The 20,867-nt window shown below is 35.2% G+C and carries 5 protein-coding genes; 2 read left to right on the forward strand and 3 right to left on the reverse strand.

The genetic code is table 11. From position 1 onward, the window contains the following. Positions 1-5: 5 nt before the first annotated feature. From ABW636_RS04940 to ABW636_RS04950, 3 genes are all read right to left on the reverse strand, one after another. Positions 6-14,933, reverse strand: a complete 14,928-nt coding sequence (locus ABW636_RS04940) for a non-ribosomal peptide synthetase/type I polyketide synthase (RefSeq protein WP_367588844.1) — start codon at positions 14,931-14,933, stop codon at positions 6-8. A gap of 26 nt (positions 14,934-14,959) precedes the next feature. After that, positions 14,960-16,357, reverse strand: coding sequence for an aspartate aminotransferase family protein (locus tag ABW636_RS04945; RefSeq protein WP_367588845.1), 1,398 nt, complete (start codon positions 16,355-16,357; stop codon positions 14,960-14,962). 257 nt (positions 16,358-16,614) lie between these two features. Next, on the reverse strand, positions 16,615-17,145 hold the full coding sequence (locus ABW636_RS04950) for a UpxY family transcription antiterminator (RefSeq protein WP_367588846.1): 531 nt from the start codon (positions 17,143-17,145) through the stop codon (positions 16,615-16,617). Positions 17,146-18,169: 1,024 nt separating this feature from the next. On the opposite strand from ABW636_RS04950, the gene ABW636_RS04955 reads away from it, so the two are divergent. Further along, entirely contained in the window at positions 18,170-20,113 is a 1,944-nt protein-coding gene (locus ABW636_RS04955) for a T9SS type A sorting domain-containing protein (RefSeq protein WP_367588847.1), read from the forward strand. 382 nt (positions 20,114-20,495) lie between these two features. After that, complete coding sequence (locus ABW636_RS04960) at positions 20,496-20,627, forward strand: hypothetical protein (protein ID WP_367588848.1); 132 nt, start codon at positions 20,496-20,498, stop codon at positions 20,625-20,627. The last annotated feature ends 240 nt before the right edge of the window (positions 20,628-20,867 follow it).

The following is a 20,867-nucleotide window of genomic DNA, read 5'->3' on the forward strand; positions in this document are numbered from 1 at the left end:
TAAAATCAAATATTGATGGTTGTTGTGTATTCTTCTTCTTTTTCTTGATTAAGATTGGTAATGCGTATATAGTTTGCCAAATCTTCTAATATGTCAAACTGAAAAACATTTTTGATAGAAATTTCGGTACCAATGACTTTACGAATCTTAGACACCAGACGTGTGGCAAGTAGAGAGTGACCTCCTAGCTCAAAGAAATTATCATGAATTCCTATTTTATCAACGCCTAGTAACTCTTGCCATATGTCTACCAATTTTTCTTCTATTTCATTTGTTGGCGCAACATATTCATGAGCAGAAAGCGATGCTAAATCCAAAGCTGGCAATGCTTTTTTGTCAATTTTTCCGTTATTGGTAATCGGAAGTTTGTCTAATACTACCCACGTATCAGGAATCATATAGTCTGGCAACTTAGATTTTAAATATTCCTGAACTTTTTTCTTGTCAAAACCTTCTTTAGCTACAATATACCCTACAAAACGTTCGATACCTTGAATGTCTTCTTTTAGCATTACCGCACAACTCTTGATACTTTCTTCTGAAGCTAACACGCTTTCGATTTCACCAAGTTCTATACGGTATCCTCTAACTTTTATCTGGTTATCTTTTCTACCAATAAATTCTACATTCCCGTCGGGTAACCATCGGGCTAAATCTCCTGTTTTGTAGACCAATTCGCCTTCTTTAAAAGGATGTGCTATAAATTTACTTTCTGTTAAGTCTGGTTTGTTTAAATACTCTTTGGCCAATCCAGCTCCTCCTATGTATAATTCACCCGCTACATTAACCGGCACTGGTGCTTTAGCATCATCAAGAATATAAAAGCTGGTATTGTACAATGGTTTTCCTATGGGTACATTTACCAGACCATCAAGGCTGTTAGCATCTTTGGCTTCGAAATAACAACTATCGATGGTGGTTTCTGTGGTTCCGTAACTATTAATGATTCGCATCGATGTTCCGAAACGACTCAATAGTCTTTTGAAATCAACCACCGGGCAAACATCAGAACCTAAAATCAAGAGATTCATAAAAGAAAAATCCAGGTTGTTTTCATAAATATAATCCAATAGCGGAGTTGCCAATGCAGGAGTAACTTCGAGGATGTTGATATTCCATTTGAAAATTAAGTTGTACAACCCAACAATATCCAAACGAGTGTCTGATGAACATAATATCATTTTACCACCAAACAATAAGCTTCTGCACAGGTCTCCCGAGAATACATCAAAAGAAAAACTTGCCATTTGTAATAAGCAGGTAGCACTATCTAGTTTATACTCTTTTTGCCAACATAAAGCCATATTTAACAAACTCGTATGACTAATAACTACTCCTTTTGGTCGTCCTGTAGAACCTGAAGTATAAATTATATATACTGATTGTTTTGGATCGATACTAACCTTCGTAGCAGTAACGGGTTCTTTTTCTATTTGCTCCTGGTCCCTGTCTAATGCAATGATGGTTACTTCTTTTTTGTCTTTTACCAGAGACTCATTTGCTTGATTAGTAACAAAAACAGCAGCATTACTATCTTCTATGATATAATGAATTCGATCTGCTGGGTAATTTGGATCGATCGGTACATAAGCACCTCCTGATTTTAAAATACCTAACACCCCAATTATCATTTCTAAAGAGGGCTCTATACAAATTCCTACTAAACTTCCTGGTTGTACTCCTTCTTTTATCAGGTAATGTGCTACCTGATTAGAGCGTTTATCCAAATCTTCATAAGTGAGTTCTTTATCTTCAAAAACAACGGCTATTGCTTCTGGAGAAGTTTCAACTTGATTTTTGAAAATATCTAAAATTGTCTTGTCTTTTGGGTACGTAACTTTGGTATCGTTAAAAACATCTAATAATTGATACTCTTCTTTGAAAGTAAGAATAGTAACATCTGATAGTGTTCCTTCTGGATTCGCTACAAATTGATGCAAGGCCTTTTTGAAGTGTCCTGCGATATTTTTTACCACCTGTTCTTCTAGTATCGATTTGTTATAGCTAAACTCTATATCCAATCCTTTACCTAATTCTACCGAAATGGTCAACACATAATTTGTATGTTCCTTAAGTTCTACATTATCAAATGCCAGCCCATGTTCTCCATCAGAAATTACTTCGGAAATCGGGTAGTTTTCGAACACCAAAACACTATCAAACAGATCTCCAGAAACAGCACTTACTCTTTGTATTTCTGCTAAATTCGAATATTGATGTTCTCTACATTCGGTATGATTTAACTGTAGGTCTGTAAGCCAATCTACTATGGTTACCCCTTCTTCTATTTGAGTATGTAAGGGTATGGTATTAATGTATAATCCTGCTCGTTGTTCTAAAGACTCCAAATCTGAAGGGCGACCAGAAACCGTAACTCCATAGGTTACACTATTATTTGCCGTATACTTAGACAACAATAAAGACCAAACTCCTTGTACAATAGTATTGACAGTTAATCGATATTGTTGTGCATAGTTTGATAGTTTTTCTACCAAATTAGCATCAAGAGATAATAACGATTCTCCAAACTCTCCTGAAGCTTTATTTCTGGATACATTCTCTTTTGCAAATGGTAGCATACATGGAGATTCTATATTTTCTGTATAGGTTCTCCAGAATTCTTGCTCTTCATAAATATCTTTACCAGCAATATATTTTATGTAATCCTGGTAAACATCTTCTTTTTTTGGTGGTAATGTCGTTTTTGCAGAAAGTGCTTTATACGCTTCTAAAAATTCTTCAAAAATGATCGACATTGACCAACCATCGAGTAAGATATGATGATTGGTAAAAATCATCTTATACGAGGTGTCATTAATTTTTATCAGGGTAATGCGTAACAAAGGCGCCTGATCAAATGAGAAACCTAATGCTCGATCTACTGCTAAAAACGAAGTTAGTTTTTCCTCGCATTCAGATTCTGACAATCCACTATAGTCTAACTCTGTAAAAGGTACATCTACTTTGTCATACACACATTGTACAGGAATATTTAACTCTTCATGAAAAAATGCACTTCGTAAAATGGTATGTGCATTGATGACATACTCCCATGCAGATTTTAAGATGGACACCTCTACTCCAGATTGAAAATCAACGGCCAGCTGTTCTATGTATGCATTAGAACCTTCATCAAACAGACTATGAAATAACATTCCTTCCTGTACCGGGCTTAACTTATAAACCGATACGGGTACACGGTCTTTATTTTCTGTTAAGAAGGCTTCAAATTCTTGATAATTTACATCTTTTTCGAGTCCAAAATCTGAAGGTGTTAGTTCTCTTTGTTCCTTATTTGTACAATGAGAAATAAGCTCTAAAAGATTTGACGTGTATTGTTTGGCAATCTCTTCTATGGTAGTCGTGTCATACTCTTTACCAGAATAGCTCCATGTCATTACTAATTCTCCGCCGATCACACTACTATCCAATTCTAGTTTATGAGCAAACAATGCCTCATCTCCCATTGGGTTTCCGGTAGCTTCTTTTGCCATTTCTAGCAAAGAAGAAGTACCTGTCAAACTATCAAATTGCCCTAAGTAGTTAAATAGAATATCCCAACGTGCAGCTGCCATTTCTTCTCTTATTGCTGAAGATGGATGCAAATACCGCAATGCGGCATATCCCATTCCTTTAGCAGGAATACGACGTAGTTCTTCTTTCGTAGATTTTATTAAATCACTATTAGAAATGTTAGGAGTTACAGATAAAGCAACAGGAAATAAATTGGTAAACCAACCCACTGTATTACTTACATCTATCTCTTTGGATATATCCTCACGACCATGCCCCTCTATACCGATTACTATTTCGTTTTGGCTTGCCCAATTAGTTAAGGTTAAAGCCAAGCTACTTAATAGCATATCATTCATATCGGTACCATATGCTTGGCTAACTTCTTTTAGTAAAGAAGTAGTTGCCTCTTTTGGCAAAACCACTGTATGCTCAAGAACATCTTTCATTTTAGAATCAGCATATGTTCTATCTGTAGGTAATGCTGAATATGAAGATGCAATAGATTTCCAATACGATTCCTGATCAGTAACCGCAACGGTTCTTGCATAGGTATTCATCGCCGTTGCCCATTGTCGATAAGAACTACTCTTCGAGCTAAAGTTCAATTCTTCATTATGTAGTAATGAATCTAAAATTGTCCTTAAATCATCAGATACAATTCGCCAGGAAACACCATCTATTACCAAGTGGTCTGCAACGATAAATAATCGATTTCTAATCTCTGAAGATGGGGTTTTTATCAATATTGTTTTAAAAACCTCTCCTTTTTCTATTGATAAGCTACTATGATATGTATTACATATTTCTGTTATCGAACTTGTTAAATCCTCTGATGGTATTTCGCTTAAATCTACTACCTCAACAGCCCCTTCTACATTTCCGTAAAACTGATTCCATACGCCTTCATCATTTTGTTGGTATACAAAACGTAATGCATCATGTCGATTCACCAATACCTTAACTGCGTTTTCTAGATAAGATTCGTTAACAGATTTATCAATTTCTAATAAAAGTGATTGATTGTAATGTGACGATGCATCATAAATGGTTTCTAGATATCGCTGCTGTATAGGTAATAAATCACTACTACCTGTTAATATCCCTTGTTCACCAACAATAGAGCTTGTTGATGCCTCTATAGCTCTTGATAACCTGGAAATGGTTTGGTTTTCGAATACATCTCTTGGTTGTATATGATATCCTATTTTCTTTAGTCGGGTAACTACCTGAATAGTAATAATAGAATCTCCTCCTAATTCGAAGAAATTATCATCAATACCTACTTTTTGAATTCCTAATAGCTCTTGCCATATTTGCACCAGTTCTTCTTCCAGATTATTTTGTGCAGCTATGTACTCTTGTGTAGAAAGATCGGTTTCTTCTGGATCTGGTAAACTTTTTTTATCGATTTTACCATTTGATGTTAGTGGCATTGTTTCTAACGACACCCATATCTGCGGAACCATATGCGCAGGTAATTGCTCATGTAATGCATCTTGTATTGCTTTTTTATTAAAGTTTCCTTTTGCAACCACATACCCTACCAAACGTTTGTTACCTGCGGTACCCTCTTTGGCCAATACACAACAACTCTCTATTCCTGGATGCTGTGATAATACATTACTGATCTCTCCCAACTCTATACGATAACCACGTATCTTGACTTGATCATCTTTTCTGCCAATATATTCGATCGTACCATCGGGTAACCATCGCCCTAAATCTCCTGTCAGGTACATCTTCTCTCCTTCTAAGTAAGGATTCGATACAAAGCGTTCGGCGGTAAGCTCGGCTCTGTTTAAATATCCTCTGGCTAGCCCAGCTCCAGATACACAGATCTCACCTACAACTCCTAATGGGCATAGATTAAAATCACCATCCAGAATATAACTGCTAAGCGTGGGAATAGGGGTTCCAATCGCACTGGTCGTATGTAATACTTCTTCCTCACCAATCTCCTTGTAGGTAACATGTACTGTCGTTTCGGTAATACCATACATATTGATCAATTTACAAGATGGGTAGTCAGATTTCCAACGTGCTAACTTACTTGGATTTAAAGCCTCACCTCCAAAAATTACATAGCGTAATTTATGAGTTGATGAACTCGACAAAAACTCTTCCTGTAACACATAAAAAGAAGAAGGTGTCTGGTTTAAAATCGTGACTTGTTCTTTTTCTAATAACTCCTTATACAATATCGTATTCTTGGTAACCTCTTTAGGAACAACTATCAAACAACCTCCATAAAACAAGGCCCCATACATTTCCCAAACCGAAAAATCAAAACAAAACGAGTGGAACATCGTCCAAACATCTCGTTCATCAAAATCAAATAACGAAGCATCATTCTCGAACAATCGAACAACATTTCTATGCTCGATCATTACTCCTTTGGGTTTACCTGTACTACCTGATGTATAGATAATATAGGCCAAATCTTCTGCAGAAATCTCAATGTCTAATCGCGATGTGGATTCTTTCTGGATCGTATCAGCATCTGTATCTAGATAAATAATCTCTAGACTATCTGCACCAGTCAATACTTCTGCACAACTAGCGCTACTAATCACCTTACTCGCTCCAGAATCTGAAAGCATATACCCTATACGCTCTGCGGGATAATCAGGGTCTATAGGAACATAGGCTGCTCCCGATTTTACAATCCCCAAAATACCAACAATCATATCTAATGAACGAGGTACACAAATACCTACCAGCTCCTGAGATACCACACCTTGTTTAACAAGATAGGATGCCAATTGATTCGAACGTTCATCCAATTCTTTATAAGTCAACTGCTCATCACCGAACTTTACTGCTATCGCATCGGGACGTCTGTGAACCTGATACTCAAATAAATCGGCAATCGTCTTGGTACGCGGGTATCCTACAGATAAATGATTAAGTTGAAATAATTCCTTTTTCTTACGATCAGACAGTAATTCGATATTAGATAACTTATAATCAAACTCATCTGTTATCTGATGCAAAACTTGCTCAAAATATTCTAAGAATTCGTTTGCGTGTACCTCATCGATATACGATTTTCTATGATCAAAAGTTAGGATAAGTTCATCCTGATGTTCTATAACATTAAGTGCCAAATCAAACTCAACATATTCTGGTCTGTATTCTTCAAATTCTGTGACAAGGCCTTCCATTTTTGGACTTCCTAAACTCACATCAAAGTTGAAATTTACATTTACACCTTCACCAAATGCTGTCTTTTCATCTCCCTTCATTAACTCTCTAAAATCTGCATATGGATATTCCTGATGATCAAAAGCATCAAACAATCGAGAGGTAAGTGTTTTTAAATATCTATTAATATTTTGATCAGGATCATAGCTAGATAATAAGGGTACAATATGAGAGAAATACCCCATCGATTTTTCTGTATTAGGCATAGATCGACCTGTAACAGGAATCCCAACTACGATATGCTTTTGCTGACTTAACTTAAACAACACAAGTTCGAACGCAGAAAGAAATGTCATAAACAACGTAAGGTTATTAGCACTGCTCCAATCTTTTAATTCACGAACCTTGTCCTTAGGTATCGTTAATTGTATAGAATTACTTTCATGAATATTTACAGCAGTATTTCTATCAAATGGTAACTGAATATGAAAAGATTTGCCCGAAAAAGTATCCAACAAATATTGTTCGTCTTCTTTCCATTGTTGACTACTCTTGTTTTGTTGTAACCAATTCACATATTCTGGAAACTCTACTTTTACCGGTGCTATAGGTTGTTTATCAATTAATAATGCATTGTAACATTCTGTAAATTCATTAATAAAAAGAACAGAAGACCACCCATCTGCAATAACATGATGCATCGTTATTAATAACCTATATTCTGTATTAGAGAATTTGATTAAATGTATACGTGCAAATGGACCTTCTTGAAAAGAGAAAGGAGTATTTACATTTTCTTTAGTAAACAATAGGTACTTTTCTTCTCTAAGCGCTTCTTCATGACCAGAAAAATCAATTTCTTTTATTTCTAACGGTACCGAAACATCCAATAATAAAGCATTTCTATCTTCAGAAATTTTACTTTTTAAGATCCTATGTCGCTCTATGATTATACCTAGCGCATTTTTGACTAAGTCTATATTAACATCTCCATTCATTTTCAGACCAAAAGAGATCATATAGGAGAGCGATCGTTCTATCTCGATCTCATCTAATCGACATAGTTGTTGTTGTGCAAGCGTAAGATCGGCAGTAATTACTTCGTCATTCTTCGTTGATGCTATAGAAATATTTTGATTCTTTTTAGCATTATAGGTTACCGATACACTTTCGCTAATTGCTTTGTATAAGTAATCTAAATCTTCATCGGTATGTGCAAAGGTTAAGAAAAGATTACTTGACTCCCATACATACACTCCTCTTTGAACGAGGTTGAAGTAAAGTAATTCAAAATTGCCTCTGTATTTAAACGAAAACAAAGAACCAAAATGTACCATTTCTATCGGCAATGCATGCTCTTTGAAATAGGCATTTAATCGGTTCATTAAGTTTTCACTTCGTTGATTGAGATCACGATAAGCGTCTACTCCTATTTCTTTAATTCGGGTTAGTACTGCTTTTGAAGCTGCCATTACCATAGGATGACGGGTAAATGTTCCTGCGATAAATGTTCTATCGGCTGCTGGGTAAGAATCATCTCCATACTGCCAAACACCTCCATCTACGGCATCAAGATATTTAGGAGATCCTGCAACAATACCTACAGGCATTCCACCACCGGCAATTTTACCATAGGTAACAATATCTGCTTTTACATTAAAATGTTCTTGTGCGCCTCCTGGCATGATTCTAAAGCCAGTCACCATTTCATCAAATATCAATGGGATATCCAGCTCTTTGGTTACCGCACTTAATTGATGTAATAACTCCTTGGGTTGAAAATGAGGATATCTGCTTCGAACAGGCTCTACCATCACTCCGGCCAAATCATCTTTATTCTCTCTGATTTGTTCTATAATATCATCATCATTGTAACTAAGTATGATTAGATCTTTTACCATCCCATAAGGAATCCCAGAAGACATGGGCTCTACCATATTCTCGGTATCTCCCTGTGTTCCTAAAGTAACCTCTCCATGCCCATGAAACGAGCCCGAAAAGATGACTATTTTTCTTTTTCTGGTCACGGCACGTGCAATACGTAAAGCAAAAGAAACTGCCTCTGTTCCGGTATTCGTAATACATACTCTTTCTAATCCGGTTAATTCTGAAACCAAATCTGCTACCTCTCCAGATAATTTGGACATAGGGCCAATATTAATCCCTTCGTTATTCTGATGTTGAATAGCATTGGTTATAAAGTCTGGACGATGACCAAAAATACAAGAACCAAACCCGTTAACGATATCAATATATTCGTTCCCATCAATATCAGTAAAACGTGATCCCAGAGCATTATCACTAACAATTGGGTACACCATTTCTTTAGTCGCAATATTGAACTTAAAAGCCGATCGGTAATCTGCCAAAACAGCCTTGTTCTTCTCTGCAAAAGCTTTTGATTTTTGTGTTCTTTGCGTATAGTTTGCGATTAACTCTGGCAGTTGCTCTTCCTGATGTTTTGGTAATTTTTGAAAGTAAAAATCCTTACTGCCAAAAGAACCAGGTAAACTCACTTTATCTTTTGGTGTTTGACTTTTTATCGCATTACCATTGCTCTCAATCAATTGCCCATTAGTAGGTTTAAGCACTTCATTAAATCGTACAAAACTTTCGGAAATACCTTGGTTAGATGAAGTAATATGTTTAGAAAGAAGTTCATTTTGGTCTGCAAACATTTGAGTCATCACTCTATTTTGCTCCATGAACTGTTCTTTCATGATTTGAGCACTCGAAGTATTTCCTGTAGCAACTGCTATTCTTTGAACGTCATTTGACTTTTGACTCAAACCATTTGTTGATAATGAAGTTTGATCAGAAATCGAGCTGCTTCCGTTTACTTGTTTTGCCGGTCCAGAAATAGGACAACTAATATCTAGAGGTAGACTATCTTCTTCATTTTTTACTTGATATCCCTCAAGACCTGTCTGCTCTATGATATAATTTATAATCGCATTTAGATCATGTAATTCTTCAAATAATTTTCTGATCGAAAGCTGAATCTTATATTTCTTCTTTATCTTATTGATCACCTCTATCAATACCAACGAATCTGCTCCCAATTGTAATAATGGATCGTGCAATGAGATCTCATTTGCATCCATTTGTAATGACACAGAAATGATGTCTCTAAGGTGTTTTTCTATATCTTTAAAAGCAGCATCTCTATCATACTTGGTTTCTACAACAATATCATTATTTACATCCTGAATCTGATGTGCTTCTAAACCGGTTTCTGAAATAATATAATTTATGATTGCATTTAGATCATGTAACTCTTCAAATAATTTTCTGATCGAAAGCTGAATCTTATACTTCTTTTTGATCTTATTGATCACCTCTATCAATACCAACGAATCGGCACCTAGCTGTAATAATGGGTCATGCAACGAAATTTCGTTTGCATCCATTTGTAATGACACAGAAATAATATCTCTAAGATGTTTTTCAATCTCTTTAAACACTCTCTCTGAAGTCGTTGCCTTGGCTGTTTCAGGCGTTTTCTCTACTATAGAATTGGTATTTTCCTGTGGTGGTTGTGCTTGAGTTGTAGGTTCTATCCAATAACTTTTATGTTGAAACGAATACGTCGGAAGATCTATTTTTTCGGTAGCACGTCCTTTATAAAAGGATGGCCAATCAATGTTTTTTCCAGCTTCATAAATGGTACTTAAGCTTTCCAAAAACTGTTGTATTTCATCCTTATCTCTTCGCATCGACGCTATCCAAATAGCGTTGCTATCCATCACACATTGTTCTCCTTGTGTAATTAACACAGGATGCGGCCCTAGTTCTATATAAGTGTTTACTCCTTGTTTTTCGAGGGACTCCATGCCTTGTAAAAAGTCTACTGGCTCCATAACATGAGCAACCCAATAGGCGGCAGACAAGATTTCATCACCTGCCAGTTTACCTGATACATTACTAATTAGTTGTTTTTCTGGTCGTTTATAAGTGATTGTTTCTGCTACCTTTTTAAACGCCCCTAACATAGGTTTCATTAGTGGCGAATGAAAGGCATGTGATACTTTAAGCTCTTTAGTTTTTATTCCTTTTAATGATAATGCCTTGCTGATATCTGTTACTGCGTCTTTTTCTCCAGAAATAACTGTTTGATTAGGGCTATTAATTCCTGCTAGGCTCACTTTACCTTCATACTTCTCAAGATATTCTGACACCAAACTTACCTTACAACTTAATGAAGCCATTGCTCCTGTTTGTGGTAACTCTTGCATTAATCGACCTCGGGTTGCAATCAATTTTAAACCATCTTCTAGCGAAAATACTCCTGCGATACATGCTGCGGTTATTTCTCCTACACTATGCCCCAATAACACATCGGGTACAATTCCTAAACTCTCCCACAATTTGTATAATGCATATTCTAATGAGAAAAGTGCTGGTTGTGTGTATGCAGTCTGCCCTAGCAAGTTTGCCTTTTCACTACCTTCTTCGGCAAACAAAACGGCTAATAAATTTTCTTCTAAATACGTGTTTAGTATACTGGCGCACTGATCCAAAGCATCTTTAAAAACAGGTTCGCTATAGTAAAGCGATTTGCCCATACCAATATTTTGTGATCCTTGTCCTGTACATAAAAAAGTAATATTCAGGAATTGTTTTTTGCTACTCTCTAGTTCTTTTGTTTCAATATTTTTAAGTTGCTGTATCAGGTTTTTTTGATCTTCACATACAATTCCAAGTCGATTGCTATAATGGCTTCTGGTTATTGCCTTATTAAAAGATAGTTCCTTTGTACTAATCGTTGGGTTTGCTTCCAGGTATTGAATTAAACCTTCTACCTGACTTTGTAAGGCTTTTTGTCCTTTTCCTGATAAGGTGATTAACTCATAAGGTCTTGCATTTAATTCATTTTGTATCTCTTTTCCTGTTATAACAGGAGCTTCTTCTACTATAACATGTGCATTGGCTCCACCAAAACCAAAAGAACTGACCCCTGCTTTTCTAAGTCTGTTTCCTGTTCTTTCCCATGACCTCAGTTTTTCAGGAATGGTTACATTTAATTTTTCCCAATTAATATGTGTATTGGGTTTATAATAATGTAGTTGTCCTGGAATTTGATTATTCTTCAAACACAAAAGTGTTTTGATAAATCCGGCGATTCCCGCCGCGGCTTCCAGATGACCGATATTAGATTTTACCGATCCTATAATTAAAGGAGTCTTTTGATCTCTATCTTGTCCATAAACAGCGTCCAAAGCATTTACCTCTATTGGATCTCCCAGTGCGGTACCCGTACCATGTGCTTCTACATAATCTATTTCGTTAGGAAGCAAGTTTCCTGCTTGTAATGCCGATTCGATAACATCTTGTTGCGCTAGACCATTTGGAGCGGTTAACCCATTACTTCGGCCATCCTGATTGATAGCAGATCCTCTTATGACTCCTTCTATTTTATCGCCATCTGCAATTGCTTTGGATAAAGGTTTTAGTAAAACTAAACCACATCCCTCACTACGTACATAACCGTTTGCCGAATCATCAAAAGCTTTACATCTACCATCTATAGACATCATACTTGCTTGTGATAATGCCACTGTTATATGCGGAGATAAGGTAAGGTTTACTCCTCCTGCAATGGCCATTGTACAATCACCATTTCTAAGATCTTTTACCGCAGTATGAATACTTGTTAAAGATGCCGAACATGCTGTATCTACAGCCATACTTGGTCCCCTAAAATCATAGAAATAAGACAACCTATTTGGAGACATGCTTAGTGCCGCTCCAGCTCCCGAGTATAAATCTTTTTGAAAATCATTGATAAAAACCCCATAATCTACTTGTTCTATCCCAATGTATACCCCCGTTTTTGATCCTTTTAGATTTGCCGGTACATATCCAGAACGCTCTATCAATTCATGACTTAGCTCCAGCAATATACGTTGTTGTGGATCCATTAATTTTGCTTCTCTAGGAGATATCTCGAAGAAAGAGGCATCAAACTTATCTACATCTTCTATAAATCCTCCCCAACGCGTATTCATGCTATATCCATCTACCTCTTTTTTATAGTACTGATCGATATCCCATCTGCTTTTTGGAATCTCAGTAATCGCATCTTTTCCTGCTACCAAGTTTTCCCAATAGGTTTCTATATCTGATGCACCAGGAAACCTACACGCCATACTAATAACAGCAATGGGTTCATTATCTTGAAGTCGATTGTTTTCCTGATTTTGAAAGTGTTTCTCGGCTCCTTGCAGATGCGTTACCAAATCGTTTATGGTTGGATAACTATAAATTAATGTTGGTGAGATTTCTTTATCAAGGTATTCTGATAACAATCCTGATAACCTAATCCCCTGAAACGAAGTCATACCAAGTGATGCAAAAGAAGCTTTTACATCTATATTTACCGAAGTAAGATTAAGCTCTGAAGCAATTGTCTTTTGTAACCACGCTGTTGTTTCTTTAGCAGTTTTTGTTAAAGAACTGTCCATCTCTACAGCTGTTTCAGTATGTTGATCCAGAGTTTTTCCTATAGTCCAGGTCTCCAGAATCCCGTCCAAAGTGTTATTTTCATAAGCAATTTTAGTCCCTAGTCGTTGTATTTTTCCGCTAGATGTTTTTCCTACTTTACCTGGCGTTACCAAAACAATGCTATTCACTGATAATTCGTGCTCTAACAGAACCGATTCGCATATGTTTTTAACAATTTCTTCGAGTTTATAACTGCGTAAACTTGTACGCTTTATTTCTTGAACAATTAGTAACTTCTCCTCACCTTTTACGTCAATCGCAGCAGCAACTCCTGCATTGTTCTGTAAATCTGGGTTCGAATACTGAACGGTTCTTTCTATATCTTGAGGAAAGTAATTCACTCCATTAAAAATCATCATTTCCTTCAGTCTACCAGAAATGTATAATTCATTTTCGTGTAAAAATCCCATATCTCCTGTACGTAGATAGGGCCCATTCTTTTTGTTTTCTTTTCCATCTGCATAGGTGGTATAGGCCGAAAAAATAGTCTTGGACAATTCTTTTCTATTCCAGTATCCATTGGCAACGCTAGGCCCGTTCACCCATATTTCGCCTATTTCTCCTTTCTTACAAACCTGTTTGGTATCTGGGTTTACAATTTTGACCTTCATATCTCCCAAAACAGGGCCATTACCCACAAACTTTATCTGATCGATTTCTGTATCCTTATCATTCAATAACTTTACATTTCCAGCATGAAATTCGCTTTTATCTATGTTTAACACCGAAGGTGTATTTGCAAATTTGCTTGAGCTTACCACAAGAGTTGTTTCTGCCATTCCGTAGCAAGGAAATAAGTTGGTCTCGTCTATACCAACTTTCTTAAAATAAGCAGCAAATCTATTCATGGTATCTAATCGAATGGGTTCTGAACCATTATAAGCCACTCGCCAATCACTTAAATCCAAGTCTTTTAATTGCTCTTCTTTTATTTGACTCGTACATAAGTCATATGCAAAATTTGGCCCTCCACTATAAGTAACCTTGTATTTAGAAATGATCTGTAACCATCGTAATGGTTTTTGAATAAAAGCATTAGGAGGGAAAATGATCATCTCGAAACCAACAAAAAATGCTTGAAGAATATTTCCTATTAATCCCATATCGTGATATATGGGTAACCAACTCGTTCCTATGGTCTTTTTTGTAAGATGAAAGCAATTCTGAATCAGCCTATTATTATGTAAAATATTGGCATGATTTACGATAACCCCTTTGGGATCTCCTGTAGATCCAGATGTATACTGTAAAAAAGCTACTGTTTCTGAATGTACTACAGGAAAATCTATTTCAATAAATTCTTTTATCGTATCGGTTTGAAGCCATTTTATTTCAGAAAAAACCTCATCACTAAACCATTTATGACTTTTAGAATAAACATTGTCTGTTGTTAAAATGAGTGAAGCTTTACTATCTGCTACTATTTTTTCAAGTCTTCCTATTCTACGTTTTCCTTGTGGTGGAAAAGCAGGAACAGCAATTACTCCTGCCATAAGGCAACCTAAAAACGCGTCTACAAAATCTAATCCCGATGGATACAATAATAAAACTCGATCCCCCGGCTTAACTTTTGCCAAAATATTAGAAGCAATAACTCTGGATCTATCATATAATTGTTGATAGGTTCTCGAATCACTTTCTTCTTCACCATTTGGTAAAAATCTATATATAACTTTATTTGGAGAGGTATTTCTATGTTTTTCAAACAGGTGCAACAATGTTTTTCCTGAAGTAGCATCTTCAGAATTCAATCGGTTAGTTGGTAACATTTCTATTGGTTTATTTTTTTTAAAATTTAGACAAGCGCAGATTCTAAGTATTCTTCTGCACACACTACAATAGCTTCTCGCATTATTTCTATGGCGGCATCTACAATCGAATACGTTGTAACTAGAGGAGGCACTAATCGTAACACATTATTATAGTGTCCTCCAACTTCGAATAACAGTCCTCTTTGAAAGCATTCTGTTCTAAATTTTTTCACAAATTCTGGGAAAGGTTCTTTGGTGCTTTTATCTTTAACAAACTCGACTCCTATCATCATTCCTCTACCTCTTATTTCGCCAATAAATGGAATTTCCATTTCTAAACTTTCGAGACCTTTTACCAAATAGGCTCCTATATCCTTCGTATGTTCTTCTAGATTATAAGCCTCAATAAAGTCAAAAGCACCACGAGCTGCTGCTATACTTACCTGATTCCCTCTAAAAGTTCCGATATGCTCGGCAGGGCCCCAAGCTTCAACTTCTTTTCTATAGATCAATCCTGAAATAGGAAATCCAATTCCTCCAAACCCTTTAGAAAAAGAAATAATATCTGGTACCGCTTTGGTATTCATAAACTCTAAAAAAGCACCGGTTCTAAAGAAACCACTTTGTACTTCATCAAAAATCACAATGATATCATGTTTATGAGCAACCTCTACAATACGCTCTAAGTATCCATTCTTTGGTAAAATATTACCTCCTTCTCCCTGAAGAGGTTCTAAAATGATTGCCGCTGGTTTAGCAATACCAGAGTGTCCTGTTTCTAGAATCCACTCAAAATGACTGACACAGTCGAAACTACAATTTTTATGATTTTTATTAAATGGGCAACGATAGCAATAACCATAAGGTACAAAATGAATATTAGGAATAAGTGATGTTAGTTTTTTTCTAAAAAATGTGTCTGATGTAACGGCCAAGGCACCCGATGTCATCCCGTGATAGCCCCCTGTAAAAGCGATCACACCGTCTCTACCGGTTTTTATCTTTGCCAACTTTATTGCTGCTTCTACAGCATCAGAGCCTGTAGGGCCACCAAAACTAACCTTGTAATCGTCACGTATTTGTTCTGGTAAATTATTTAATATTTTTTTTATGAGAGACATTTTATTCTCTGTAGGAAAGTCCAATGCGTGAATTAACTCTGTTTGTTGTTCTTTTACATAATCCAGAACATACTCGTTTCCATGACCTACATTAAGTACGCCACAACCTCCGAAAAAATCAATGAACTGATTTCCATCAACATCTTCTATAATACTACCTTTTGCTCTTTTTATAGCAATAGGCATACTCTTCGGATAAGAAACAACTCTCCCTTCAATTTCGCTTTGAAGATCTAATAATTTTTTTGACTTTTCTCCTGGTAAAGAAGGTGATACAATTTTTGAAGTCTCGGATAAATGATACTGCTTAAGTGATTTCATAATTAGTGTGAATTAATTTTGTTTTTAGAAGATTATGCTGTTGTTACCATCTATCTGATCATCCAAAATGCTCAAAAAAAGCAATAGGTATCCTAGGCAGCTTAAATTATAGCCACTTGATTTACTAATTTTCAATGAGTGATATTAGGGGTAAAAATCACACATTAAAAGACAGCAACAACCTGTTTTTCTTATCGTAACAATATGAAAAACAACACTTTATACTTAATGATTAATAAAAGGGATTCCGAATATGATTATCCATATGCCATAGCCGGTTCTGATAAATAATTTGCAGGAATGGTGGCACTGATATTTTGCCGTATAGAATCTATTCTAACTACTATTCTATCTTTATTATTTACCATACTCACTTCGCATTCTACACCGAACAACGGTCCATGAGTTATTGTATATTTCTTGCCCACTTTGGGTCTTTCTGAGGAAGTCTCTATATCGCTTAGTTCATTAATGCTAAGAAATAGTCGTATCTTACTTATTTCGTCATCTGTTACTTTAGCATATTCCCTACCAAAGTGTATATAATCACATACACCATCAATAGAGCGAACTCTTTCAAATTCTCTTTTGTTAAGTAATTTTATAAAAATATAGGAAGGAAAAAGTGGAACTTCTATAGTCTTTTTGCGATCGCTCCATTTTCTTACTTGTTTTACAAATGGTAGAAATGTTTCTATTTGGTTTTCTCTCAACAGGCTTTCTACCTTTCTTTCATGACGAGATTTTACGTACAAAACGTACCAATTGTCTGTATAACAACGATTCATATTATATATTTAAGTTGGTTAGATTTTTTATGCTTGGTAGAGCTCATTAATTTTTTTGCAAAGCTCCGCCATATGAATCACATTATTTTGTGCAGTTAAATGTGAATCACAAACAATATAGGTTTTAAAGACAGTAGCCCATTTGATATAGGAATACCATCAAATTATTTTATGAATTTTTTCGGGGTAAAAGAAGTATTCTTTATTAGAAAATACTTCAATAAGAATCATTTTTATTTCTAAAAAATCCTCTTAAATATATAGCAGTTTTAAACAGAGCCGAATATTACAAAAAAATTAAATACTCAACTACTAACACATTCTTATTTTTCTTGTTTTAACACTGATTTAACGAAAATTCTGGCGTTACTTTCTCTTTCCTTTACATTTTAAAAAAATAGTCTAAAGATATTCTTATCTATTGCTTTTTTTTGACAGAAACATTCTTCAAAAAAACTCACAAATTTATCTCATTAGTAGTGTTATAACAAGAATATAAAATTGACCTTAATGTTAGCTGATTTTAATTTCAAAAATCATTTTTACTTAAAAGGTATAGCTCCGCTTCCCTGACTTACATCAGATCAATTCTATAAAAATCTTAAAGTGGGGGTCACTTTTAAAATTCTGGATAAATATAAAAAAAGGTTTCAAACTAAATCTCTTTTTAACGATTAAATATCCTTTTCTTAAAGAAGGGAATACCTTACCAAAAGCTCATAAAGAAGTAATCATATGGCGGAAATCTCCCTGTTTATACGATGTTCACGAGTATATCATTTACTTCTATAGGTTTCTAAATTGTTAAACCATTTATACTATTAAACTATAGTTGACCAAAAAGCAAACAGTTTTTATCATCGATTCAAATTTTTTTAAAATTCTATGGTAACATTTTGTCTCTTTTATTCTCCTTCTCGTATATGAGCAATTGTTTTGGCCTGATCAGCCTTATTGAAAAATCCTTTATGGATCGCGGAAGCCGAAAAGCGCATGAGTAAGCTACTATTAAAACTTTTAAAAAATGAAACTTAAAAATACAATCCTCCTACTTTGGATGACACTTTTATCCTTTTCAGGAATAGCTCAGACTAACTTAGTAACCAATGGAGATTTTTCTATTTATGACCCTAATTGTCCTGATTTTAATTTTATTGGTAACACAACCACATGGGCAAGTTGCGGTGTAACAGGATGGACAGAATTTAGAGGACACCCTGCTTTATGGGGAGTACCTAACAATCCTAATGCATGGATGTGGTCTGCTAACGGAAATTTTGAAGCATTACAAACCTCTGTTGCTTTTGAACAAGGAAAATGCTATACCGTTTCTTTTGAAATATGGACAGATGATAACAATAATGCGAATGCAAATACCAACGGAACCATTAATTTTAGAGCTGCTAATGTACAAAATGGCGCTATTCAAAATCAACAGGTTATTTATACAAATACTATAGGGGGACCATACCTAAACAATCGAACAACCATTACAGTTTCTTTTACTCCCACAGCAAATTTCTCTACACTAATTATTAATCCTTTTTTTAATGGAAACCCTCAGGTTGCCATGTCTGTAGATAATATTGTTGTAGAAGAAGATAATTTGGCTGTAGACTTTCATTTTGAAGACAGTTCGGGAACTGAAAGAAATACATTCTGTTATGGAGAAACTATTTTTCTTGATGGTGCCAATTCTACCGATGAAGATAATTACTTTATCGACGCGTGGAGAAGACCAGCCGGGAGTATTGGGAATTTTCAGTATGTATCTGGGTTAGGATGGACTCAAGGAGAGTTAAACACTGTAAACTTAACTTCATTGTTTAACGCGACCAATACCACTTTTGAAATGGGATACGAATACGAGATCAAAGTTGCAATGAACAATACTTGTAATGGGTGGCTACCTTTAACAAAACGTTTTACAATACTTGGTAATATTTTACTTGATGCTAATTTTACAATTCATACTTTTTGTGCCGGTGATGGTACCATATCTGCAGAAGTTACTACAATAGATCCTACAGCCTATCAGTGGTGGGGATTATTCGAAACTAATACTGGCGGAATCATGGGAGGTACTCAAATAGGTGGTATACAAACAGGAAACACATATACATTTACCGGATTAAGCTGGACAAAAAATTATTATATCAAACATGGAGTATGGAAAGACAGTGATAAAAATGGATGTTATCCATGGCAAGAGAACAGAAAAATAGTACCAACACCTGTTAGCTGGTTAGGATTTACTACAGATTTTTCATTAAGTGCGGGTAGTGACCTTAATGGAAATGTGACTGTAAATGTGCTTGCAGATTCTAATCCCGTACAAACATATCACGGTTGGGAAGTATACGATGTAAATCATAATTTGGTTAGTAATAATGCCTACTGTTGTAATTCTGACACCGCTTCTTTTTCTGCTGGTTTATTAATTAACACCTGGTACTACGTAAAACATGGAATCTGGAACGATTGTACAGATTGGGCAGAAACAAGGAAATACTTTAGAATTCAGATTCAGGAAAGTGCTACCGAAAATAATATTGGTGGTTTTATTATCGAAATCAAAGAATATCCTTATGAGCCTGATAGCGGCTATACCAGAGAGATCAATGAAGAGATTATTTCTGGAACTATCTTTGACAAGTATCCAGAATATGAAAGGAGATTTTCTGATGATAAAAAATCTTCTTTAGCCACTCAAGAAGAGAATCGTTTAGAGATGTATCCAAATCCCGCCCAAATTGGAAAAACACTTACTGTTTTAACAACCTCTACCAATAGAATTGAAAAAGTCGAATTAGTCACTTTCTCAGGAAAAAGTACACCGCTTCATTTTATAAAGCAAAGAGAAAGTATCTTAATTAATTTGGACAGCAATATTTCTAAAGGAATGTATTTCATCAAAACTACCGACATTTCTGGAGTAACAATGGTACGTCAACTGGCTATAGAATAATATCTAATAAAGAGTTACATACCACAAAACCATTCGATATATCTAATTACAAATACATCGAATGGTTTGTTTCACTTTACACCTCTATTAGTGCTGTGAACAAAACACAGGAACGGTCTCAGGTTTTATGGTGGAGTCAATTGAAAGGTATAAAAACAGGCAATCATTTTATTAAAAATCATTTTAAAATGATGGGTTAATGAGTAGATATTATATCAAATATCGTTTCCTTCTAAAAAAATTGTACCAGATTCCGGAATTTTGATCGAAATTCCAGAATCTTGTTTTTAATGATTTGCTATACACTTATTGTAATAATATGTTTACTACCGTCAAAGCGCTTTGATTAATTAAAAAGTTTAATAATTAAAAATCAAAAACAATGAGAAATTTAGAAAAAAATGAACTTATAGAGGTTAAAGGTGGTAGTAGAGTATGTAGTCCAAATGCAGTAATTACTGACCCACGTGAAATCAGACGTATTTTAGAGTCTGGTCAGCCAGGACAACCCTAATAGTTAGTCCTACTTTGTTATCTTAGGTTTTAAAAAACATCCATTCCAAACTTCCTTCAAAGGAAGGGATCTAAAATCTCCCTTTGAAGACGTCACAACTTGAGTTGTGAGCGAAAAGATGGTATTAGGAATGTAAATTGTATTTGACTAAATGTGATAAAATAGGATTGGGCTATATTCTAAGAAAATTGAAAATCAAAACAATGAGAAATTTTGAAAAAATGAATTTATAACTGTTTT

The organism is Aquimarina discodermiae, assembly GCF_040786235.1.
Taxonomy (GTDB): Bacteria; Bacteroidota; Bacteroidia; order Flavobacteriales; family Flavobacteriaceae; genus Aquimarina.

Bases quoted from the DNA above. Each gene is read 5' to 3' on its own strand.
- ABW636_RS04940 (WP_367588844.1), bottom strand. From the start codon at position 14,933: ATGTTACCAACTAACCGATTGAATTCTGAAGATGCTACTTCAGGAAAA.
- ABW636_RS04960 (WP_367588848.1), top strand. From the start codon at position 20,496: ATGAGAAATTTAGAAAAAAATGAACTTATAGAGGTTAAAGGTGGTAGT.
- ABW636_RS04950 (WP_367588846.1), bottom strand. From the start codon at position 17,145: ATGAATCGTTGTTATACAGACAATTGGTACGTTTTGTACGTAAAATCT.
- ABW636_RS04945 (WP_367588845.1), bottom strand. From the start codon at position 16,357: ATGAAATCACTTAAGCAGTATCATTTATCCGAGACTTCAAAAATTGTA.
- ABW636_RS04955 (WP_367588847.1), top strand. From the start codon at position 18,170: ATGAAACTTAAAAATACAATCCTCCTACTTTGGATGACACTTTTATCC.